Raw genomic sequence first — 22,697 nt, forward strand, 5'->3', positions numbered from 1 at the left:
TTAAAAAAAAAATTGTATGAATTAAAAAATAATTTAAGGGATTTTTTATGAATAATAGACTTGAAAATACATATATATCAGAAAATCAATTAAGACAAGAAATAAGTAAACAAATGATTGAAGCTAAAGTAATAGTATTAAAACCAGTAGGTTATCCAATTGAAAGTAATTTTATTGAAAGTCCAGAAATTGAAGTTACTAATAAAGAATTATTTGAAATTTATGCTAAAGATCAATGGAATGGTTATAAACTACATAAAAATCAATATATTTTTGACCAAAAATTAATACCTGATTTTGCATTTCAAGTTATGGATATTAGACCAAATGATTCATATATTACTAATAATACGTCTATATTAGTTCTTGCACAAGAAAACAAAGTTAAAACTACCTCTTCAAATAAAAATTATAAACTTAAAGATGTTATTGGTCAAGAAAAAGCAAAAAATAAAACTAAAATAATAACAAAGTATTTAGAAAATCCTGATAAATTTAAGGATTGGGCTCCTAAAAATATATTATTTTATGGAATGCCTGGAACTGGAAAAACTATGCTTGCACAAGCATTAGCTAATGAATTAAATATACCTATTAAAATGATTAAAGCTACTAGTTTAATTGGAGATCATGTGGGTAATGGTTCTAGACAAATTCATGAATTATATGAAGAAGCTAGACAATCAAAACCATGTGTAATTTTTATTGATGAGATTGATGCTATAGCATTAGAACGTAAATTTCAGTCATTACGTGGTGATGTAACAGAAATAGTAAATGCATTATTAACTGAACTTGATGGAATTGAAAATAATGATAGTATTATAACTATTTGTGCAACAAATACCCCTGAAATGTTAGATTATGCTATTAGAAGTAGATTTGAAGAAGAAATTGAATTTATATTACCTACACGTGAAGAAAGAGAAGTTATTATTAAAAATAATATTTCAACATTACCTTTGGAATGTGTATTTGATGTGAACAAAGTTGTTGAGAAAACTAAAAATTTATCTGGTCGAGATATTAAAGAAAAAGTTTTAAAAACTGCTCTTCATAAAGCGATATCCAATTCTAAAGATTTTATTGATGATGAAGATATTAATTATGCAATTCATGAAACTAAAAAAGAAGTTAGTGTCTCCGATACAATGTTTGTATAATTTTTATTATCATGAAAATTTTTTTTATCCTCCACTCTTTTTTTTTGAATTAGTATTTTATTATCCATTCCAACTAAATCTATTTTATTTGATAGATAATGCTATTTTAGAAAAAATGAATTTTTATATATAAATAAGTTTTTAATTCAAGTTATTAAGTATAAGTTTTTATTTTTAAGTTATAATGAGATAAGTTATAAGTTATAATTAATATCAAACAGATAACAATACCAAATAATCAATGCAAAATAATATACTTATCATAAGAATAATCTTTTATAATCTTATAAATAAGAAGTTATATTTAAAAATAGATATAAATAATAATTAAAATTAGTCATAAATAAAATAAATCTAATTAAAATAAAAATAAATTAAAATAAATAAAGAAAAAAATAATAAAAAAACCTTAACTTGACAACAATGTGTGAAAAGAAAAACATATATATACTAGTATTTTCAAATTATCATATAACGGAATACGGAATTTGTATGCCGACAATAGTATATGGATAAAAAGATAATTATCCAAAAAAAATTATAGTCATAAATTTATAAAACAAAAAAAGGAGATACAATACATGTCTTATGTAAATGAAGTAATTGAAAGAATTACAAAAGAAAACCCAGGTGAAGATGAATTTCACCAAACATTAAACGAAGTTTACAGCTCAATTGAAGTAGCAGTAGAACAAAATGAAGCACAATACAGAAAAGATGCACTCTTAGAAAGACTTGCAAATCCAGAAAGACAAATTAAATTCAGAGTTCCATGGGTAGACGATGAAGGACAAGTACAAGTAAACACAGGTTACCGTGTACAATTCAACAGTGCAATTGGACCATACAAAGGAGGATTACGTTTCCACCCATCCGTAAACATAGGTATTATTAAATTCTTAGGATTTGAACAAATTTTCAAAAACGCATTAACTGGACTTCCAATTGGTGGAGGTAAAGGTGGATCAAACTTCGACCCTAAAGGAAAATCAGACCGTGAAATTATGTCTTTCTGTCAAAGTTTCATGAATGAATTATACAGACACATTGGTCAAGATCAAGATGTACCTGCAGGAGATATCGGAGTAGGTGGTCGTGAAATCGGTTACTTATACGGACAATACAAAAGAATCACCAAACAATACGAAGGAGTATTAACAGGTAAAGGATTAACCTTTGGTGGATCATTAGCAAGAACAGAAGCAACAGGATACGGATTATTATACTTCGCTGATGAAATGTTAAAAGCAAACAACGAAACATTCGAAGGAAAAACAGTAACAGTATCTGGTTCAGGAAATGTAGCTATTTATGCAATTGAAAAAGCTCACCAATTAGGTGCAAAAGTAGTAACCGCTTCAGATTCAACTGGATGGGTATATGACCCAGAAGGTATTGATGTAGCATTACTCAAAGACATCAAAGAAGTAAGAAGATTAAGAATGAGTGATTACGCAGCAGAAAGACCTTCCGCAGAATACCATGAAGGTAGAGGAGTATGGTCTGTAGAAGCAGATATTGCTCTCCCATGTGCAACACAAAACGAAGTAACCATTGATGATGCAAAAGACATTGTAAGCAACAACTACATTGCATTAGCTGAAGGTGCAAACATGCCTACAACACTTGAAGCAACTAAATACTTACAAGACAACGGTATATTATTTGGTCCTGCAAAAGCAGCAAACGCTGGTGGAGTAGCTGTATCAGCTCTTGAAATGAGTCAAAACTCTGAAAGATTATCATGGACCTTCGAAGAAGTTGACAACAAATTACACGCAATTATGCAAAACATCTTCAAACAACTCGATGAAACATCCAAAAAATACGAACAAGACAAAGATTACGTTGCTGGAGCTAACATAGCTGGATTCGAAAAAGTTGTAGATGCAATGCAATCACAAGGAATTGTATAAATACATTGTAAATTATGATTAAATTCATAATTTTCTTTTTTTAAAAAAAATATCACATCCTCAAAAAGAACTATTTTTTATTAGATAAATTAATTATATTCATTAAAATAATAATATAATAATAACTAATTTAGGAATTATTATCATGAGTAAAACAGGATCAGTAGAAGAAAGAGACCTTGTTAATAAATTATGGGCTGCAGGTTATGCTGCAATGAGAGCTCCTGCTAGTGGTGGTGCAACAAAACGGCCTTTACCCGATGTACTTGCAGGTAATGGAAAAAAATATCTGGCTATTGAAGTCAAATCCACACGTCAAGATCATATTTATATTGATAATGAAAAAATTACTAATCTAATTAAATTTTCTGAAATATTTGGCGCTACACCATATGTTGGTGCAAAATTTATTAGAAAAGCTTGGCGTTTTATTAAACTGGAAGATTTACATGTTACTCGTAGTGAGAATTATCGTGTGAATACTGAATTAGCATTTAGTAAAGGACTTGATTTTGAGGAAATTATTGGTGAAAGTATTCAAACAAAATTATTATAATTTTTTTAAGTTTTTTCTATTTTTTGAGTGTTCGTCAAAATTCAAAAATTAACTTTTAATAAGTACTAATATTACTTAAATTGTAAAATAAAGAAAAGTTATGGGAATAAATTTATTTTTGGTGAATATTTATTTACAGTTTATGAAAAATTACTTTTTCATGTTCATTTCAAAAAAATTTTATTAATTATAAGTTATAAGTTAGTTAATTAAAAGTTATTAGTTTATAAGTTATTAAATATAACTTATTAAATTATAAGTTAAAATAAGATAAAAAAAAGAAAAAATAATTGAAAAAATACTATTTGACAATACTTCCTGATGCATCACGACGATATTTTCCAAATTCACTGAGTTGACTTAATTGTTCTTTATCAAAAACAGGTCCTTCAACACAAACACGTACTCCTGTATCATCCATACAACATTGTCCACAAATTCCTAATCCACATTTCATAAAACGATCTAATGCAAATTGACAATCAATATTATATTTTAAACTTAACTCATATAATTTATAGGACATTATTTCAGGACCACATCCAATTATAATATCATAATCACCTTTATTAATTAAATCTTCAGCTAATTCTGTACTAAATCCTTTGAATCCACAAGTTCCATCATCAGTACATTCATAAACATCTATGTCACTATTTTTAAATCTATCAACAAATACTAATTCATCTTTAGTACTTGCAGCTGAGATTAATTCTATATTATCATAAAAGGAAGTTAATGGTGCAAGAGATGCAATACCTGATCCTCCACCTACTGCTAATATTTTTTTATATTTTTTTAAGTCATATCCATGACCATAAGGTCCACGAATACCTATTTTATCACCTTTATTTATATTATCATATATATTTGTTGTGAAGGGACCTGCTTTACGTACTGTTATACCCATAAGATTGTTTTCTTTATCAATTATGGAAATAGTCATTGGTTTTTCTGTATTTAAATCCCAAACCATTATAAATTGTCCTGGATGAATATCATCCGTTATTTTCCAGGGAAATATAATAGTTTTAACAGTAGGTGTTTCTATAATTGTTTCTTTTATTGTTACAACTTGAGGAACTTCATCATCATAAATATTATTTATCATATAATCACCTTAAACTCTGTGAGATAAACCTATAATATCATTTATATTATCATATCCATTTTCTTCAAGGAATTTAGAAAGATCATCACTTATATGTTTAAATATTTCAGGTCCTTCATACATTATAGATGTTCCTATTTGTAATAAACTTGAACCAGCATACATGAATTCAAGTGCATCTTTATAATCTTTAATTCCTCCAACTCCAAATATTGGAATATCAACTACGGTATATGTTTGATATACACATTTTAGTGCTATTGGTTTTATCATTGGCCCTGCAATTCCTCCAAATACATTATTCAATATTGGTTTTCCAGTTTGATAATCAATTCTTAATCCAGGCCCTACACTATTTATAAGAGTTAATGCATCGGCTCCAGCATCTTGAGCGGCTTTTGCAATTTCTGTTATATCTGTTACATTAGGTGTTAATTTAACAATTATTGGTACATCTTTTATTGCATCTTTAACTGCACTTACGATACTATGAGTTAAATCAGGGTCTTCACCAATATTTGAACCAAACCCACATTGTGCATGTGGACAAGAAACATTTAATTCAAATGCATCCACATAATCTTTTGTTCTTTCTGCTACTTCACAGAAGACTTCTTCACTATTTCCATAAATTGATGCAATAACAGGAGTTTTATTTCTAATTTCATCTAATTCTTTTAATTCTTCTTTCTTAGCTTCTACTCCAGGACTAGCTAATCCCACCGAATTTATTACTCCACCTTCAATTTTAACAATTGTTGGATTTTCATAACCATCATTAGGTTCTATACTGAATGATTTTGTTACTATTCCTCCAGCACCAGCTCTTGCAACCATTTTCATTGAACTTGCTGTTGTTCCAAGAATTCCTGCTGCTAAAAATAGAGGATTTGATAATTTCATTCCAAGAATTTCTGTTTCTAACATTTTTAATCCCATAAAATCTATTTTATAATATAACACTGAAAAATATTATTTCACTTTTTCTTAAATTTATTTTTGTTTTTTCATGCTTAATAAATTATAGAAATATCCCTTTTAGAGTATATTTTATATTGTTGTTAAAATTTCTGTGAAATGTTATATTAATCTTAAAAATTAAAGTATTATACATGAAATGCTATATTACAACTACAAGTTTTGGATTTATAGCTACGAGTCAAGATAATACAATTATTGAATACCAATTGTTTGGAAAAAAACAAGTTGAAAAACTACGAGAAATCCAAAAAAAACAGTTATTACCTGAAGAAAAAGAACTTATCAAAATAGTTGCAAAAAACTATAATGAAATTATAATTGAAACTAGTAATAGTAAACAACTATATTCTGATTTAAAGGATTATGATAAATTAATTTTTGAAAAAACAACTACTAATGGAAAATATATCAGAGCAAATTTAGATCAAATTATCCATGATATTTCAGAATTAAAAAACATAGATATACGCAGAAATTTAAATGAAACATATAATGAAATTACAAAAGAAAAAATTAGAGAATCTATTAAAACAAATGATGTGATGATTGTAGAAACAATAAATTCACTTGAAGAAATTGAAGAAACAACTGGTAAATTAATAGAAAGACTACGAGAATGGTGTACACCCTATGTTCCAGAACTAGAAAAATTACATAATCATGAACTATATACTAAACTTATTGCTACTGAAACCAGTCGTGAAAATATCAGAAATAGTTCATTATTAGAAAATACACACATCCAATTACTAGATGTTTATGATGTTGACATGATTCAAGAGGATTTAGAAATTATTAAAGAATTTGCAACATCACTTAGTAGATTATATGAAACAAAAAATAATCTTGAGAACTATATTCAGGAAAAAATCAAGGAAATTGCACCAAATTTAAATGATGTAGCAGGTTCCAATCTTAGTGCAAAATTAATTGCACACATGAATGGATTAGAAAACCTTGCTAAATTACCTTCAAGTACAATACAAATTATTGGTGCTGAAAAAGCAACATTTAGACATTTAAAAACAGGAGAAAATCCACCAAAACATGGACTTATATTCCAACATCCAAGTATACGTGGTTCTAATTGGTGGATTCGTGGAAAACTTGCAAGAGCAGTTGCAAGTAAAATAACAATTGCTGCACGAAAAGATGCATTTAGTAATGAATATGATCCTAATATTAAAATTCAACTTGACGAAAAAATTGAAAAAATTAAAAAAGACAATCCATTTCCATCACGTAAAACTAAAAGTAATGATAAACAGGATAAAAAAGATAAGAAAAACAAGAAAAGTAAAAAAAACCGTAAAGAACGTGGGAAAAAAAATAAACGTAATAAGAGAAAATTACGTAAAGGAGAATATACATACTAGGAGTTGAATTATATGCAAGTAAATAAGATAGGTGAAAATGTATACCAAATAGATAATCAAATTGCAACAATTAATTTAATTCCAGGTAAACAAGTATATCAGGAAAAACTCATAGTTCATGAAGATAAAGAATTTAGATTATGGAACCCACGAAGATCAAAATTAGCTGCAGCAATCATTAAAGGCCTTACAATATTCCCATTTAAAAAAGACTCAAATGTATTATATTTAGGTGCTTCAGCAGGAACAACACCTTCACATATTTCAGATATATGTACTGAAGGAAAAATATATTCAGTAGAATTTGCACCAACAATGATGAGAGAATTTTTAGATGTTTCACAAGATAGAGAAAATCTACTTCCACTACTAGAAGATGCAACACATCCCCTTAATTATCAACATTTAGTAGAATCAGTAGATATAATATATAGTGATGTTGCACAAGCTCAACAAACAAAATTATTCATAGATAATTTCAAACTATTTGCAAAAGAAAATACAATTGGAATTATAATGATTAAAGCTAGAAGTATTGATGTAACTATGAACCCAAATGATATTTTTAAACAAGAAAAACTACGTTTAAAACAAGGAGGTCTAAAAATTTTAGAAGAAATAAAATTAGACCCATATGAGAAAGACCATATTGCATTTATCTGTGAAAAATCATTTTAAATTTGAAAAAATTAAGTTAATAAACTAACCCCCACTTTACTATTTCTAATAAAATTTCTAAAAAAAAGAGTAATTGTTAAAAATAAAAAAATAGTGTTTATAATGAATTATAAACTTTATCAATAATTTTCTGAGCTATATGCCATTTTGAATCTAATTCAATTTTTTCATAACTATCTTTATCAATTAAATAAACTTCATTATTATTAGATCCAGGACCTCCATCTTCAACAAGAATATCATTAGCCACCATGATATCCGTATTATATTTATTCATACGGTTAGTAGCTTTCTTAATTAATTCTTCTTCAGATACACCAGCTTCTGCCTTAAATCCAACAACAAATGTAGAAGGACTAATTTCTTTTATTTGTTGTAAAATTTTAGGTAATTTAGTGAATTTAACTGTTATATCATTCTCCGATGGATATTTTGATTCTTCAACATGATCAATTTCAAAATCAGAAATAGCTGCTGCAGAAACATAAATATCTGTTTCTAAAATTTCATTTTTTACAACAGACATCATTTCACTAGTTGATTCGACATTAATCCTTTTTAAATTTTTAGGAATATGCGTATGAGTTAATCCACATAGTAATGTAACATTAGCTCCCTGACGATAAGCTTCTTTTGCTATTTCAACACCCATTTTTCCAGAACTTCGATTAGTTATTCCTCTCATAGCATCCATAGCTTCAAAAGTTCCACCTGTTCCTACAAGTACATTCATACCTTGAAGTTTATGATCAGAAAGCATTCTTTCAACTTCCAATACTATTTCATGTTTACTTGGGAATTTTGCTTTTCTTTCTGCTTCATTTGGTTCCATGAAGCAAACTTCTGGATGGTCTTTTTTAATCTTATTAATATTATTCTCAATCGCACGATACATTGAAATATGCATTGATGGAACAAATAATATAGGTGTTTTATATCCACTAGCTGTTAATAATAATGTTGTAACAGAAGTATCTGCTATTTTATGAGCAAATTTACTTATAGTATTTGCAGTTGCTGGTGCTACTAATATTAAATCAGCCTGTGCATTTCTTACATGTTCTACTTTTCCTGTTATTTTAGTTACTACTGGATTTTCTGTTGCAAATTCCATAGACATTGGCGTAATTATTTCTGCTGCACTTTCTGTCATGAAACATTCTACTTCAAATCCATGCCGTCTTAGTTGATGTACTAATTTTAAATCTTCAGTTGCAGCAATACTTCCCGTGACACAAAGAATTATTTTCATATAACATACTCCTTCCATTAATTAAATAAATCCAATATAGCATTGTTTGAATTATTTTTTATTTTAAATGTTCCAACAACTAAATCATACCCTGAACGTACATGTTCATATGATTCTACCGGAGTAGATAATAATAACACGTACATTTTATTATCCATTTTCATCCATGTTGCAACATGTTCTTTTTGTGAACCATCAGCTTCATTTATTATATATCTATGAATAATAGCAGTGTTATTATTTACTGTTGTTTTTATTTCCTGAATGCTAATGTAATTTCCATATTGTGCTAATAGTTTATTATTATTTGAACATGCAACTTGTATATCATCACCATACTCTGAGGGTACTTGTTGTATAACAATAGATGTCTTTGGATCATTAGGGTCAGCTACTGCTGCTACAGATCCTTCAGCTACACTTTTTGCTTCTTGCCAATCATCAGGATACTGGAAAGTAACACTATTTTGATCATATGTTTGTCCTGATGCAGTAATAAAAGCAAAAATTCCAGAATAATATAATGCAAATATGAGAACTATTAAAATAACTATTGTTAAAATGTTTTTACCTAGTTTCATAATTTTACTCCTTTATCGTGAACTATTATGTTTATTTGAACTAGTGGAACCACTAGAACTACTGGAACTTGAACCACTAGTTGAGTTCTTATTACTACTTGAACCACTATTCTTTTTAGTAGCACTATTTGAATATGTTTTCTTAGTGGTTGTAGTTTTAGTTATATTTTGTGTAGTATTATTATTTGCAGTTAAATTTGATGCATTCATTACAGTTCCATTAGGACTGAACGCTGAATCAGATACTGTTATATTTGAGGATGAACTATCATTTATCGTATTTAATGCAGAGATTCCTGCAACTATTCCCACTGCAAATGCTAAAATAATTACTACTATTAGTATTCTTCGCGTAGTTTTTCTACTAACACTACTATCCACTTTAGTATAATCATTTGATTCTATTTTAGTATATTTATCTACAAAATCATCATATAATTCTTCACGTTTAGCTTTTCTATCCTTAATATTTGACGGCTTAAATCCTTTAGATTCTTGAAGTTTAGTTACTGCTTCTTTATTACCCAATTTTCGTTCATAACGAATTCTTAGAGTATCATATTCTTCAAGAGTAATATTACCATTATTTTTCTGTTCTTCTAATTCCCTTAGTTTCTTTTCAATATAATGCCGAGAGTTACCCCTTGCTATTTTAATTCCCCCTCAACAGTAATAGTTTTATAAGAACCCAATATTTTAAACATTGCTACTTTTGATTCAATAATAGTTAATGCTTTTTTAATTGAAGGTTCTTTTTGATGTCCTTCTATATCTATGAAAAATATATATTTTCCCATACCTTGTTTAGAAGGTCGTGACTCTATTTTTGTAAGATTTATATTTTCATTTACGAAAATACCTAGAATTTCATATAAACCACCAGGTTTATCTCCTTTTAAAGATAATAAAATAGATGTTTTATCATTACCTGAAAGTTCTTTTTGATCATCTTTACCAATAATTATAAAACGTGTGACATTATTTGAATAATCTTGAATATTATACTCTAATATTTCTAAATCATATTTTTTAGCCAATATTTTATTACCTATTACTGCAGCTGTCGATAATTCTGTCACATATCTCGCAGCATTAGCAGTACTTGGCATAGTATGTACTGGTTTTTTAAGATTATGAATATAATTTCTACATTGTGCTATTGCTTGTTGATGAGAACATATTACTTGAATATCATCTATTGTTTTACCTTTTTGTACTAAAAGATTATGTTTAATTGGTAATTCTAGTTCTGCTTTGATTTTTAGGTTGAAAAATGTTAAAGCATCTAATGTTATAACTACTGAACCTTCCGTGGAATTTTCAATAGGTACTACTGCTTCATCAATTTCATCATTTGCTAAAGATTCAAAGATATTTAGAATATTTGGATAAGGGACAATATTTGTATTTTCATCAACCACTTTTAGAACAGCTTCATGTGAGAATGTTCCTTCAGGTCCTAGATATCCTACTCGTTTATTTTCATTCATTAGTTACTATTTATATATAACATAATTTATTAATTCTTTGATTATATTATAAAAAATAGTTTTTGATAATAAAAATATTTTAGAAAAAATAGTTTGAATATTAAGTAAATTATAAAAAAAAAGTATGGATGAGAAAATTAGTAATTTCCTCTTTTCCGGTTATGGTCATATACATATTTTAGTATATCTGTTTTTGAAACTATACCTTGTACTTTATTTTTATCATCAGATACAGGCATTCCACTGAATTCATTTGTAACCATTATTTCAGCTACATCTGCAATAGTTGCATCTTTTGTGGTTGTTTCAATTGTCTGTGACATTACTTCTTGTACAAATAAATTCCTTATTTGAGAATGTTGATACTTTTCAGGTACACGTTTTTTAAAATCAATGACTGTTCTTGCTACATCTTTAGATGTTATTACCCCCATTATTAATCCAGAACTAACTACTACTAATCTTGAAATATCATTATCTATCATTAATCTTCTTGCATGTACTAATCTTTCATCAGGACCTACTGTAACTACTCTGTTAGTCATGATTTCTTTTATAGGAGTTTCTTTATATTGTTCAGCATCCATATCATTTAAGAAGTCTGTTTTTGTTACCATTCCAACTACATTATCCTCATCATCAAGAATAGGTATACCTCCAATATGTTTATCAACCATTGTTTTAAGAACTTTTACTTTTGAATCAGATGTTTTTGCAGTTATTACATCAGGTGTCATTATTGTTGAAATTCTCATATGAGATAGTGGAACATTTTCATATTTAGCTGAAGCTATTTTTATAGCCATGTCTTTTTCAGTTATGATTCCTACTAATTCACCATTTTTTGGAGAGATGGCTACTAGCCTTGATATTTTATGTTTACTCATTAGTTTTAAAGCATCAGAGACTGTTTGATCTTTATGTATTGTTATGATATCTTTAGCCATTACTTTTTCTATTGTCATTATAATCAACTCCATAGTTTTTTTAGAATATATTTAATAATATTATACTTAAAATATAAAAACATATTCATATTTTAAGATTAATTAAATAAAATTAATCTTTTTATATTTATCTATTGAACAATTGCTTTTAGTAAATCACGAATTGTTATGATTCCAATTATTTTTCCAGAGTCATCATCAACTACTGGTATTCCTCTAATATTTGATTCAAACATTGTATTTGCAATATCACCTAATTTATCATATTTTGAGGCTGTAATAATATCCGTAATCATTAATTCATCTACGGTGATATCTACAACATCATTTCCATCATTTGAAAATAATTTTGTGAATAATTTATGTTGTCCTATGTATTTTAGTATATCAGATGCTGTTACAAATCCTAGAAGTTCTTCTTTTGATGATGGTAATTGTGGATTTTCACCAACAATTGGTACTCTTCTAAGAGAGTTTCTTACCATTATTTTTGCTATACCTTCTATTCTTGTTCCAGGTGTTGTTGTGATTATATCTGTAGCCATTATGTTCTGTACTTCTAAGTCAGATATTAGTTTATCAAATTTTGATACTACATCTCCTTCAGTTACCATACCTACTATTTCATCAGCACTATTTACTATAGGACATCCTCCTATATGTTCTTCAAGCATTAAAGTTGCTGCATCAATAATTGTATCCTTGTTAGTCATTGTTTTTACATTACTCGTCATAATTTCCCGTATTGGTGCATTTATTGCTGATAAAAAGTTCCCTTTATGTTTTTCTGTAATGAGATTATATTTTTTCCCACCACCAAAGAAGTCAAGAATATCCATTGTTGTTACAATTCCAAGTAATTTTCCAGAACCTGGATCTGTTATAGGTACTCTTCTAATATCTTTTTCAACCATTAAATTTGCGATTTCAATTATTGTTGCACTTTGAGATGCTGTTATAATATCTTTAAATGCTATACTCATTATGTCTCCATCATTTTCAGATTTTTTTGTTTGTAAATTAAAATCATCAAAGTTATTGATTTTATTCATTATTTTATTTTTCATGTTTTTCATCTCCATTTAATTGGTTAACTTGTTATTTTTTTTCTAATATTGGATTTTATTTTTTTATTCTTCTGATAATTCTTCAATACATTCTGAACATAAATATTGTCCATCATTATCTTCTAATTCTCCATAAACACCACATTTTTCACATACACCCTCATCTAAACTTTCATCACTTGTTTTGTATTGTTTATCTTCTGAGAATGATTCTTCAAGAATATTTTCTTCGACGAATAATTCAATTAATTCAGGAGATACTCTTACAATATCTGTTAAGGTGAGTAATCCTTTTAAATCATTGTTATCATCAATTACTAAAACTACTTTACAATTATTTTTAATCATTACTGATGATGCTTCTACCAATGAAGTACTAGGATTTATTTCTACAAACTTATCCATAACCATGTCTGCAGTTATATCTTGTGGAGATATGTTTTTAGATACAACTTTTGAAATAATATTATTACTTGTAACTATTCCTTCTACACATTCATCTTCTATAACCACGGAACTAATGTCATTCTTAGTCATTATAGTTGCTATATCCGATATTTTTGTATCACTTGTAGCTGTTATGACATTGTATGTCATTGCATCTTTAATACCAATATTATTTTTTGTTTTTAATTCCATGTTTATCACTCCGGGTTATTAAAAAAATAATAACATAATTAATAATTTAATTCTTATTATATAATATTTTTTATTCAATTTTCTAATATTATAACAATAAAATAGTAAATTTTCATAAATGAATAATTATCTTAAGAAAATATGGAAAAATATTCTTCAAAAAGTAAAAAGAATAAATAGTATAACTTACAAATATTAGATTAATAAAACTCTTTTTAGAATAACTTTTATTAGAAAAGTAATTAAATTACTCTATTTATCATTAAATGAAGATTATAAAAATTATTTAAAAAAAATAATTGAAGAATAAGTTAATTTATTTAAATTTATAAAAATAGTAAATGATAAAATTATTATTATTTTATTCTACACCAAGATACTTGTGTATTTGTGGAATTACAGATACATTATATTGTGTTCCTATTAATTCTGATATTTTAAAGAGATTTTCTTTACTATTCCATAATGACATGGGACTTACTGGTTGAATTATAATTTCAATATCATTGGATGTTATTGTTTTTAGATCACCAAGTAGTTTATTCATGATATTGAGTGGTGTGGTTGGTGAGATAACTATTTTGATATAGTATTTTTGATTTTTTGATTCCATTACTTTTATTGTTTCTAGTTCTTGTTGATATATTTGCTTCCATTCATCCTGTGAATTAAAATGTTCAGGTAATTTTATATCCATAGATACTATGTCAATTACATCAGTTAGTAATTTCATATTATCAGGTAATGTAGCATTTGTTTCAAGCATTGCTTTGTAGGGATATTTTTTTAGAAAATCATGAATGTATTTTGAGTGTAGAAGTGGTTCTCCACCAGTTATTTCTAGTGAATCAAAGTCAGGCGTCATTAATTCCTGTATTTTGTTATTTAGTTCTTCGAAGGAGTACTCTTTTCCTAAATCTGTTGTTTTACTGTTTTCTGTATCACAGTATACACAGTTTATATTACATCCAGAGAACCTTATGAATATTTGACGTTTACCTATAAGTAGTCCTTCTCCTTGAATACTTGAGAATATCTCTATTATTTTAGAAGTGATGGTTATATACCTCCCTACTTAGTTTAATTTTTTATGATAGGATGCACCTTGACCTATTCCTTCATTAACTTGTAATTCTATGTATTCAAGAGTTGTTGTATCTTCTAGTTCATCAACTATTGCTTCTGTTATATATTCAGATAGACATTCTGCAGTTGTAGCTACTACTGGTAATAATACTACATCTGAACGTGGTAGTTTATATTCTAAATCACCAAGTACTTTGAATTCTACTGTTTTATCATCTTCATATGTTATTTCAAGGTCTGGACTATTTACAGGTATTAATACTCTATGATCTAATTGTTTACATATTTTCCTAGTAATTCCTTTTAATATTTTAAAGTCTATTACAAAGCCAAATTGTCCTGATTTTTCACCACTTATTTCCACATCCACTATGTAACTATGTCCATGTATTTTTCCACATGACTCATGTCCTATTACCATGTGCGCTGCTGAAAATCTTAAATTTGTATGAATTCCATCTAAATTTACTTTCATTATTTATTTCCCCTAAAATACTTTTGTTTTTACTATATCTTTTTCTATGGTTTCTATAGTTTCAATATATGTTTTTGCAATTGAATCTTGTAATTGATGTATTTGTTCTATTGTCATTCCATTATCTTCTAGTGCTGATGTTTCTACATCACCAGGTGTTCCATCTACTGTGATATTTAATGCAAAATGCATTTTCATTGAACTTATTGATGCTGTTGCTATAGATACTGATAGTTTTTTATTGTTTATGAATATGTCATCCCCATCTTGTGTTGTATTAATACCATAATCTAATAATTTATCTCTTGTTATCATGACCAACATTCTTTGTCTGTGGTATGCTAATCTTAAACTTCCTGGTTGTTCATCAAAATGTTCTACTATGAAATTTAGCATCATATTCCCTTTAATATCTAAACCTACATCTTCATAGTCTATCAGGTTTTTTCCAAGTATATTCATTGGCCCTAACCATGAAACTATTGTTGAATCTTTCACTCCAAATTCTTGGAAAGCCCATGAAGGATTTATTTGACTTCCATCATATTCATTTCCATCTTCCCATTTTAAGTATTGCATTTTTAATCACTCCAAATTATTATTTAGGTAAATTACCAAAGTTAAATAAGGTAATTTCTTCTAGAATATCATTTTTATCTATAATATTTTTTGTATCAAATATTATTGGTTGTTTCATATTTTCTTTTAATTTATTGAAATCGAGTTCTTTGAATTCATCATGATTAGTTAGAATTAATAGTAGTGATGAATCTTGTATTGCTTCTTCAAAGCTTAGATTTGTAAATTTAATATGTGGATCATATATCTTTAAATCAAAATCTTTTTCTAGGCCTCTTATTATATCATAGGATGGACTTTCTCTGTCATCATCTGAATTTCCCTTATATGCTAAACCAAATATGGATATTATGTGTTTATTTTCTTTATAATCATTTAATATATTTTTCACATTTTTAACTACAAAGTCAGGCATACTTTTATTAGTATCACGAGCCATCTTTATTATTTTAGCTTCTTCTTGTGCTAATGAATATACAAAGTAGGGATCTATAGCTATACAATGTCCACCCACTCCAGGTCCTGGTGAGAGTATATTAACTCTTGGATGTTTATTTGCTATTTCAATTACTTCTAATACATTAATATCTAACTTAGCACCTATTTTAACCAATTCATTAGCCAGCGCTATGTTCACATCCCGATATGTGTTTTCCATACACTTAGATAACTCAGCTATTTTTGCTTCTGTTTCTATAATTTCTCCTTCAACAAAGATTTTATATACTTCAGTAGCTTTTCTAGTACATTGAGGAGTTATTCCACCTATAATTCTACTATTATGAACTAATTCTTCTAAAATATTTCCAGGTAATACTCTTTCAGGACAATGAGCTAGATATAAATCTTCACCAATAACATATCCTTCTTTTTCAAAGAGTGGTTTAATTACAGTTTCTGTAGATAATGGTGCAATAGTTGATTCAATTATAATTATATCTTCTTTTTTTATGTAGGGTATTATTGATTCACATGCACTTATAACATGTTTTAAATCACATTCAAAACTATTTTCCTTAAAAGGTGTAGGTACTGTTATTATATAAACATTAGATTCTTCAGGGTGTGTTTTTACCATATATGTTCCATTTTCTAGGCATGTTTTTAGAATTTCTTTAATTTTTGGTTCTTCAATAGTTATATTTCCTTTATTTAAATTTGAAACTATTGTTTCATTTATATCTACACCTATTACTTGACAATTATTTTTTGCAAATAATACTGCGGTAGGTATTCCAATATAACCTTGACCTATAACACAGATTTTCATTATTCTACCCTTTAATGCATTTCTTTATGATACTAGAATTAAAAATTTAAAAAAAAGAATACCTATATAACAAATACTAGAAAAATCAGTATAAATCATTTTATTAAAAGAAAAAATTATTTTAATAAGTTTGATTTGAAATTAAGAAGTATATACTTTATTTAAATGATTAATTATTAATATATTATATGAATTTCATATAATATAAAACCATGTGATTAAATTAAAACCATAATAAGAGCTCTTAACCTATTAATATTATTTTATTCATAAACAGTAATAGATAAAATAAATAATAGGTTATTTAGATATGATAGTTCAGCCAAGGGATTATATAGAAACAAAAGATCATTTATTTTTTGCAGTAAATACTTATACTCATCCTGAAAATGCATATATTGCCTTTTTAAGATATGTTCCATGTGATGAGGGAGATCGTGAAATTAATGGTATTAAGTATAAAAAAGTAGATAGTATTGAAGCATATGAATATCTTAGAAAAAATCATCCTAACTACTTATTTACATGGAATATTGAAAATAAGAAAATGATGGGTGTTCCAAGAGAAGATATTTTAGAAATTAGAAGTCCTATTACTAGATTAAATGAAATTATTAATAGTAAAACCACAGATGAATATTATAGAAAAGTTTCATTACTTGCAAATACATTTCATGAAGAGGCTGGAATTAGTTATGAGGACATGGGAATTACAGGATCTACTTTACTACATCTTCAAAAACCTACAGAATCAGATATTGATTTTATTATCTATGGACTAGAAAATCATAAAAAAGCTATTACATTATATGGTAAATTAAAAAATGATGAAAATAGTGTTCTTGATAAAATAGATGATGAATACTGGAATCAAATTTATAAAAAAAGAATTAAAGATAATTCTTTAACATTAGATGAATATAAATGGTATGAGAATAGACGAAACAATAGAGGTCTTATTCAAGATACATTATTTGATATTACATTGACTTTGAAACCAGAAGAAGTAATTTCTGAAGAAATTATTAATATAAAACAAGAAGGTCGAATGAAAATTAAGTGTAAAATTAGTGATGATAGTCAATCATATAATGTTCCAGCTACATATATTATAGAAGATGTTGAAGTTTTAGAAGGACCTATTGTAAATATTGAAAAAATATTATCATATACCCATACTTATACAGGAATTGTACAAAATAATGAGAGAGTTATTGCATCTGGTATGTGTGAAAAAATAATTACTAAAGACTATGAAAATCCTAAATATAATTTAATTATAGGAACAACACGCGAATCATTAAATGAATATATAAAGTTAGAAAAAAATCCAATAAAAAAAAATAAGATGATGAATATTGATTATAATACTTCATTAACACGGTCAATATCAAATTTAGCAGTATTTGCTACAGTCATTACAGCCATGACTCCTGCTTGAACTGGATCAGTTACTACCAAATCAGCATGATCCCTTACAGAACCAACCATATTTAAACTAATAACTTTAATTCCACTCTTTTTTACTTCATCAATTGCATTAACAATAGATCCACCCATTAATGAGCCTGCAAGTACTAGTACACCAACACGAGATAATGAACATACTGCACGTACTGCTTCTTCTAATTTTTGTTCCCCCGCTAAAGGTAAAGTATCTACACTAATTCGTTCCCCTCTAATATTATGACGGTCTGCTTCTGTAATTGCACCAAGTGCTACTTGAGATACCTGTGCTCCACCACCAATAATTATAATTCTTTTACCCCATACTTTATCCATTGACGCAGATAATTCAACATTTACCACTTCAGGAAATGATTCAAGTCCTGTGATGAGTTCATTCATATCTTTAACATGATCCAATTCAAGATATGTAGATGCATATCCTTTAGATTCAACATGCATGTATGTATAAACTATATTAATCTTCTTTTTTGCAATATAATCAGATAATTTTTTTAGAACTCCTGGTTTATCTAACATATACAGTGTTATTGCATCTACCATTACCATTACCTACCTTTATTTATCAAATAATTTATTAATTTTACTAATATAATAGTTTGTACTAACTAGTAAAAAAGTATTTTTAATTATAATTGCTGTTTTAGTTTCTTATAATATGAAAGAATATATTTAGATTAATTCAAATAAATAAAAAATTATTTAAAAAAATAAAGTAATATTTATATAGTATGATTATAAAATAAATGTAATAGTGGAAAAATAAGATAAAATTAAATTCCACAATAAATGCATATATTCTAAAAAAAGGGTATTGTAATAAAAACATAGAAATTTAAATTTTAACCCCTAAATAAATTTAAATAAAGAAAATGTAATATCCATAATATTCATTTCATCATTAATCATGTAATTATACTCTTTAACTGATACAATACCCTTAAATATCCCATAAGATATGTATTAAAATGACAATAATTTCCTAAATAATAAACACATCCTTTTTATTCTTTTTAGGAAAAAAACTCTTTTTGAAGAAAATTAATTTTAATATATTAAAAAGAAGATTATATTTTTTTAGTTAATAAAATTGAGAAAAATTAGCTATTTTTTTAAATACTTAATTAAAAAGTAAAAATAAAATTTATTTTAAATTAAAAATGAATAGAAAGTATATACTTAATTTCCCATACGTAATTTACTTGCCATTCTTCCAAAGAATCCTTGTTCTTCTTCTTTTTTAACTTTTTTAGGAATACTTGAACGTGGTAATCTTACTTCATAACCACAATTTGGACAAAATACATTATCTCCACCACAACCACAGTTGCAGTCTATTAGTTCTTCTTTTGTTTCATCAAATTCAAATCCACATAATTTACATTTAATCATAATTATCTTCTCCTATAACATTTATTATTTTTTTACAATATTTTTAGTCTTACCTTAATTTATATAATTAAAGTTTATGTTATAAATAGTTATTGAAAAATAAGTTAAACAGAATAAAATAAAATTTATAAAAAAAGTTAATTTTCAGATTTAAGTGAATTTATAATTCGTGTTAACAGGGATTTTTGTTGATCTTCTGTTAAATCTTTTCTAAGTTCTTTTGGTATATGCATATCATGTCCACAATTAGGACATCGTACATTTTCACCATTACACCCACCGAATGCACAGTTACATCCACATGGTTTTACTTTTGTTTCATCAAATTTACATCCACATAACATACATTGCATCAATTTTTATTCCTCCATAATAATTAATACTAATATATTATAATAGTATAAAAGTTTTTCTTAAATTAATTGTTGAAAATTTTTTTATTTTTTGGATTTATTCTTAGTTCTTATTCCAATAATCACAAGAAACACCTCCTTAAAAAATAATAAAAAAAAAGTATTATTAGGAATTATGTAAATCCTAACAATAATCCTCCTTGGTAAACTATGAATGATGCTATATATGCTACGACTAGACACAGTACTACACATACACCCATCCATTTCCATGAATTTGTTTCCTCTTTGATTGCACCAAGACATGCGAAACATGGAACATATAGTAATGTAAATACCATGTAGGAAAGTGAAGTTAATGGTGTGAATAATCCAGGAAGTACTTCACTTATACCATCTTCACCTACACCAAATAGTGTACCGAAAGTTGATACAACAATTTCTTTTGCCATGATACCAAATACAAGAGCTACTGCTGCTTGCCAGAATCCAAATCCTAATGGAGCAAATATAGGTGCAATTGCATTACCAAACATACCAATTACACTTTCAATAGTACCTTCTTCTACACCTGGTGGCAAGTTTCCAAGTAACCATACAAGTATGGATGTACCTAAAATGATTGTTCCTGCTTTTTTAATAAAGAGAGATCCTCTTTCCCACATGTGTAGTGTTGCACTTTTCATGGTTGGTAACCTGTATGGTGGTAATTCCATGATAAATGGTGCAGATTCTTCAGAGAATACTGTTCCTTTAAGTAATCTTGCTACTATAACTGCTACAATCATACCTAAAATGTATAATCCAAATGTTACTTCTGTTTGGTTTTGTGTAAAGAATACTGCTGTGAATAATGCATAGATAGGTATTCTTGCACTGCATGAAATAAATGGTAATGCTAACATTGTGGAGATTCTATCACTTTCATTTGCAAGTGTTCTTGTTGCCATTACCCCTGTTACGTCACATCCAAATCCTAGAATCATTGGTATAAATGCTTTACCTGATAATCCCATGATTTTATACATTGCTCTATCAATTACAAATGCTGCTCTTGCTAAATATCCAACATCTTCTATCAAACTTAATAAGAAGAATAATATGAATATAATTGGAATAAATGTGAGTATTGAACCTACTCCACCTATTACACCATTAAGTACAAATGATGATAATAATCCATCACCGAGCATTGGAGTTAAATAATCTATTAATGCTGTGAATCCAGCATCAATTAAATCCTGGTAAGGACCTCCTATTGTATATGTGAGATAGAATACTAAATATATTACTACTAAGAATATTGGTATTCCTAGGAATCTATTTGTAACTATTTTATCAATTTTATCAGTTAATGTTTCTTTGTTTCCAGAAGGTTTTTTAACACATTTATTCATTATACCTGCAATCTCTCCATATCTTGCATCAATAAATGCGTCATCAACATTATCATTTAATATTTTTTCTAGATGTTTTCTTATTTCATTTACTTTACGTAAATTTTCTTTATCAGGTGATTCTTCGGCAAGATCCATTACTTCATCATCACCTTCTAAAAGTTTTACTGCTACCCATGAATCTGGTGCAGAACCTACTTTTAAGTTAGGGAACATTGATTTTACTTCATTAATATGATCATCTAATTCAAAACCATATGTTAATGAGTCTGCCCTATTGGTAGGATTTTTTGCTGCTTTGATTGCTGTTCTTACTAGTTCATTAAGTCCTGTTCCTTCCCTAGCATCTACTACTACTATTGGAATTCCTAGTGTTTTTTCTAGTTTTTTAAGATCTATTTCAAAACCTGCTTCTTCAGCATAATTTAACAAGTTCACTGCTAATACTGTATTAGCCCCTGTTTCTAGGATTTGTAATGTTAAGTATAAGTTTCTTTGAATATTTTCTGCATCAATAATATTTATTACTGCATCATTTTCTTCATGAATTATTGCATCACGTGAAACTTGTTCTTCTACTGAATAAGGGGTTAAACTATAATTACCTGGAAGATCTATCATTTCGATTTCATAGTTATCAAATTCGAAACTACCAGATTTTTGTTCTACTGTTTTACCAGGCCAGTTTCCAACGTGTTGTTTCATACCAGTAAGATGGTTGAATACTGAACTTTTACCTACATTTGGATTACCTGCTAGTAAAAATTTTAGTTTCTCCATATCATTCCTCTTATGTGTCCTATACCAATTTAGGTTCACCTAAATTGAATTATAATAAAGTTTTATATATTAAAATATAATTTTTTAAAAAAATATTTTTAAATGATTCAATATTATAAATAAATAAAAAAAATACAATTA

Annotated in this window: 23 protein-coding genes; 6 read left to right on the top strand and 17 right to left on the bottom strand. The window is 27.3% G+C overall.

The window, feature by feature from the left end:
• The first annotated feature begins 47 nt into the window (after positions 1-47).
• The 3 genes from NL43_RS05230 to hjc all read left to right on the top strand — a co-directional run bounded on the left by NL43_RS05230 (position 48) and on the right by hjc (position 3,635).
• On the top strand, positions 48-1,163 hold the full coding sequence (locus NL43_RS05230; protein WP_069592988.1) for an AAA family ATPase: 1,116 nt from the start codon (positions 48-50) through the stop codon (positions 1,161-1,163).
• 581 nt (positions 1,164-1,744) lie between these two features.
• The gene (gdhA, locus tag NL43_RS05235) at positions 1,745-3,079 is read left to right on the top strand and encodes an NADP-specific glutamate dehydrogenase (RefSeq protein ID WP_069592989.1); all 1,335 of its coding nucleotides are present in this window, start codon (positions 1,745-1,747) and stop codon (positions 3,077-3,079) included.
• A 145-nt stretch (positions 3,080-3,224) separates the two neighbouring features.
• Positions 3,225-3,635 (top strand): Holliday junction resolvase Hjc, encoded by a 411-nt coding sequence (gene hjc, locus NL43_RS05240; protein WP_069592990.1) that lies wholly within the window; start codon positions 3,225-3,227, stop codon positions 3,633-3,635.
• Between the two features lie 301 nt (positions 3,636-3,936).
• On the opposite strand, the gene NL43_RS05245 is transcribed toward hjc, so the two are convergent.
• Together NL43_RS05245 and NL43_RS05250 are read right to left on the bottom strand one after the other, a co-directional pair.
• Entirely contained in the window at positions 3,937-4,746 is an 810-nt protein-coding gene (locus NL43_RS05245) for a dihydroorotate dehydrogenase electron transfer subunit (RefSeq protein ID WP_069592991.1), read from the bottom strand.
• Between the two features lie 9 nt (positions 4,747-4,755).
• Positions 4,756-5,673 (bottom strand): dihydroorotate dehydrogenase, encoded by a 918-nt coding sequence (locus NL43_RS05250; protein WP_069592992.1) that lies wholly within the window; start codon positions 5,671-5,673, stop codon positions 4,756-4,758.
• A 185-nt stretch (positions 5,674-5,858) separates the two neighbouring features.
• Between NL43_RS05250 and NL43_RS05255 the strand changes: the two genes are divergently transcribed.
• Positions 5,859-7,103: an NOP5/NOP56 family protein gene (locus tag NL43_RS05255; protein WP_069592993.1), complete on the top strand. Its 1,245-nt coding sequence runs from the start codon at positions 5,859-5,861 to the stop codon at positions 7,101-7,103.
• A 12-nt stretch (positions 7,104-7,115) separates the two neighbouring features.
• The gene (locus NL43_RS05260; protein WP_069592994.1) at positions 7,116-7,781 is read left to right on the top strand and encodes a fibrillarin-like rRNA/tRNA 2'-O-methyltransferase; all 666 of its coding nucleotides are present in this window, start codon (positions 7,116-7,118) and stop codon (positions 7,779-7,781) included.
• A 97-nt stretch (positions 7,782-7,878) separates the two neighbouring features.
• On the opposite strand, the gene coaBC is transcribed toward NL43_RS05260, so the two are convergent.
• From coaBC to NL43_RS05315, 11 genes are all read right to left on the bottom strand, one after another.
• A complete protein-coding gene (gene coaBC / locus NL43_RS05265) occupies positions 7,879-9,033 on the bottom strand; it encodes a bifunctional phosphopantothenoylcysteine decarboxylase/phosphopantothenate--cysteine ligase CoaBC (RefSeq protein WP_069593049.1) in 1,155 nt (384 codons plus the stop codon).
• 17 nt (positions 9,034-9,050) lie between these two features.
• The gene (locus NL43_RS05270; protein WP_069592995.1) at positions 9,051-9,614 is read right to left on the bottom strand and encodes a PsbP-related protein; all 564 of its coding nucleotides are present in this window, start codon (positions 9,612-9,614) and stop codon (positions 9,051-9,053) included.
• Between the two features lie 12 nt (positions 9,615-9,626).
• The gene (locus tag NL43_RS05275; RefSeq protein WP_069592996.1) at positions 9,627-10,142 is read right to left on the bottom strand and encodes a hypothetical protein; all 516 of its coding nucleotides are present in this window, start codon (positions 10,140-10,142) and stop codon (positions 9,627-9,629) included.
• 119 nt (positions 10,143-10,261) lie between these two features.
• On the bottom strand, positions 10,262-11,104 hold the full coding sequence (gene pheA / locus NL43_RS05280) for a prephenate dehydratase (protein WP_069592997.1): 843 nt from the start codon (positions 11,102-11,104) through the stop codon (positions 10,262-10,264).
• A 137-nt stretch (positions 11,105-11,241) separates the two neighbouring features.
• The gene (locus NL43_RS05285) at positions 11,242-12,069 is read right to left on the bottom strand and encodes an HPP family protein (RefSeq protein WP_069592998.1); all 828 of its coding nucleotides are present in this window, start codon (positions 12,067-12,069) and stop codon (positions 11,242-11,244) included.
• 113 nt (positions 12,070-12,182) lie between these two features.
• On the bottom strand, positions 12,183-13,118 hold the full coding sequence (locus tag NL43_RS05290; RefSeq protein ID WP_158005557.1) for a CBS domain-containing protein: 936 nt from the start codon (positions 13,116-13,118) through the stop codon (positions 12,183-12,185).
• Between the two features lie 63 nt (positions 13,119-13,181).
• Positions 13,182-13,757 carry a CBS domain-containing protein gene (locus NL43_RS05295; RefSeq protein ID WP_069592999.1) on the bottom strand — a complete coding sequence of 192 codons (576 nt, stop codon included), beginning with the start codon at positions 13,755-13,757 and terminating at the stop codon, positions 13,182-13,184.
• Between the two features lie 361 nt (positions 13,758-14,118).
• A complete protein-coding gene (locus NL43_RS05300; RefSeq protein ID WP_084790425.1) occupies positions 14,119-14,820 on the bottom strand; it encodes a 7-carboxy-7-deazaguanine synthase QueE in 702 nt (233 codons plus the stop codon).
• Positions 14,821-14,832: 12 nt separating this feature from the next.
• On the bottom strand, positions 14,833-15,318 hold the full coding sequence (locus NL43_RS05305) for a 6-pyruvoyl tetrahydropterin synthase family protein (RefSeq protein WP_069593001.1): 486 nt from the start codon (positions 15,316-15,318) through the stop codon (positions 14,833-14,835).
• A 12-nt stretch (positions 15,319-15,330) separates the two neighbouring features.
• A complete protein-coding gene (locus tag NL43_RS05310) occupies positions 15,331-15,897 on the bottom strand; it encodes a DUF366 family protein (RefSeq protein WP_069593002.1) in 567 nt (188 codons plus the stop codon).
• Positions 15,898-15,916: 19 nt separating this feature from the next.
• Positions 15,917-17,167 carry a nucleotide sugar dehydrogenase gene (locus NL43_RS05315; RefSeq protein WP_069593003.1) on the bottom strand — a complete coding sequence of 417 codons (1,251 nt, stop codon included), beginning with the start codon at positions 17,165-17,167 and terminating at the stop codon, positions 15,917-15,919.
• Positions 17,168-17,477: 310 nt separating this feature from the next.
• Here NL43_RS05315 and NL43_RS05320 point away from each other — a divergent pair, with 310 nt between their 5' ends.
• Positions 17,478-18,608 carry a hypothetical protein gene (locus NL43_RS05320; RefSeq protein WP_069593004.1) on the top strand — a complete coding sequence of 377 codons (1,131 nt, stop codon included), beginning with the start codon at positions 17,478-17,480 and terminating at the stop codon, positions 18,606-18,608.
• Here NL43_RS05320 and NL43_RS05325 read toward each other — a convergent pair.
• From NL43_RS05325 to feoB, 4 genes are all read right to left on the bottom strand, one after another.
• Positions 18,530-19,177 carry a DUF5612 domain-containing protein gene (locus NL43_RS05325; protein WP_069593005.1) on the bottom strand — a complete coding sequence of 216 codons (648 nt, stop codon included), beginning with the start codon at positions 19,175-19,177 and terminating at the stop codon, positions 18,530-18,532. The genes NL43_RS05320 and NL43_RS05325 overlap by 79 nt on opposite strands.
• Positions 19,178-19,813: 636 nt before the next feature.
• Positions 19,814-20,026 (bottom strand): hypothetical protein, encoded by a 213-nt coding sequence (locus NL43_RS05330; protein ID WP_069593006.1) that lies wholly within the window; start codon positions 20,024-20,026, stop codon positions 19,814-19,816.
• 137 nt (positions 20,027-20,163) lie between these two features.
• A complete protein-coding gene (locus tag NL43_RS05335; RefSeq protein WP_143741326.1) occupies positions 20,164-20,382 on the bottom strand; it encodes a hypothetical protein in 219 nt (72 codons plus the stop codon).
• A gap of 170 nt (positions 20,383-20,552) precedes the next feature.
• Positions 20,553-22,556 (bottom strand): ferrous iron transport protein B, encoded by a 2,004-nt coding sequence (gene feoB, locus NL43_RS05340; RefSeq protein ID WP_069593008.1) that lies wholly within the window; start codon positions 22,554-22,556, stop codon positions 20,553-20,555.
• Positions 22,557-22,697: the final 141 nt, after the last annotated feature.

The organism is Methanosphaera sp. WGK6 (assembly GCF_001729965.1).
GTDB lineage: Archaea > Methanobacteriota > Methanobacteria > Methanobacteriales > Methanobacteriaceae > Methanosphaera.

Bases quoted from the DNA above. Each gene is read 5' to 3' on its own strand.
- NL43_RS05320 (WP_069593004.1), top strand. From the start codon at position 17,478: ATGATAGTTCAGCCAAGGGATTATATAGAAACAAAAGATCATTTATTT.
- feoB (WP_069593008.1), bottom strand. From the start codon at position 22,556: ATGGAGAAACTAAAATTTTTACTAGCAGGTAATCCAAATGTAGGTAAA.
- NL43_RS05305 (WP_069593001.1), bottom strand. From the start codon at position 15,318: ATGAAAGTAAATTTAGATGGAATTCATACAAATTTAAGATTTTCAGCA.
- NL43_RS05260 (WP_069592994.1), top strand. From the start codon at position 7,116: ATGCAAGTAAATAAGATAGGTGAAAATGTATACCAAATAGATAATCAA.
- coaBC (WP_069593049.1), bottom strand. From the start codon at position 9,033: ATGAAAATAATTCTTTGTGTCACGGGAAGTATTGCTGCAACTGAAGAT.
- NL43_RS05290 (WP_158005557.1), bottom strand. From the start codon at position 13,118: ATGAAAAATAAAATAATGAATAAAATCAATAACTTTGATGATTTTAAT.
- NL43_RS05255 (WP_069592993.1), top strand. From the start codon at position 5,859: ATGAAATGCTATATTACAACTACAAGTTTTGGATTTATAGCTACGAGT.
- gdhA (WP_069592989.1), top strand. From the start codon at position 1,745: ATGTCTTATGTAAATGAAGTAATTGAAAGAATTACAAAAGAAAACCCA.
- NL43_RS05295 (WP_069592999.1), bottom strand. From the start codon at position 13,757: ATGGAATTAAAAACAAAAAATAATATTGGTATTAAAGATGCAATGACA.
- hjc (WP_069592990.1), top strand. From the start codon at position 3,225: ATGAGTAAAACAGGATCAGTAGAAGAAAGAGACCTTGTTAATAAATTA.
- NL43_RS05230 (WP_069592988.1), top strand. From the start codon at position 48: ATGAATAATAGACTTGAAAATACATATATATCAGAAAATCAATTAAGA.
- pheA (WP_069592997.1), bottom strand. From the start codon at position 11,104: ATGAATGAAAATAAACGAGTAGGATATCTAGGACCTGAAGGAACATTC.
- NL43_RS05250 (WP_069592992.1), bottom strand. From the start codon at position 5,673: ATGTTAGAAACAGAAATTCTTGGAATGAAATTATCAAATCCTCTATTT.
- NL43_RS05315 (WP_069593003.1), bottom strand. From the start codon at position 17,167: ATGAAAATCTGTGTTATAGGTCAAGGTTATATTGGAATACCTACCGCA.
- NL43_RS05310 (WP_069593002.1), bottom strand. From the start codon at position 15,897: ATGCAATACTTAAAATGGGAAGATGGAAATGAATATGATGGAAGTCAA.
- NL43_RS05285 (WP_069592998.1), bottom strand. From the start codon at position 12,069: ATGACAATAGAAAAAGTAATGGCTAAAGATATCATAACAATACATAAA.
- NL43_RS05270 (WP_069592995.1), bottom strand. From the start codon at position 9,614: ATGAAACTAGGTAAAAACATTTTAACAATAGTTATTTTAATAGTTCTC.
- NL43_RS05330 (WP_069593006.1), bottom strand. From the start codon at position 20,026: ATGATTAAATGTAAATTATGTGGATTTGAATTTGATGAAACAAAAGAA.
- NL43_RS05325 (WP_069593005.1), bottom strand. From the start codon at position 19,177: ATGGTAGATGCAATAACACTGTATATGTTAGATAAACCAGGAGTTCTA.
- NL43_RS05245 (WP_069592991.1), bottom strand. From the start codon at position 4,746: ATGATAAATAATATTTATGATGATGAAGTTCCTCAAGTTGTAACAATA.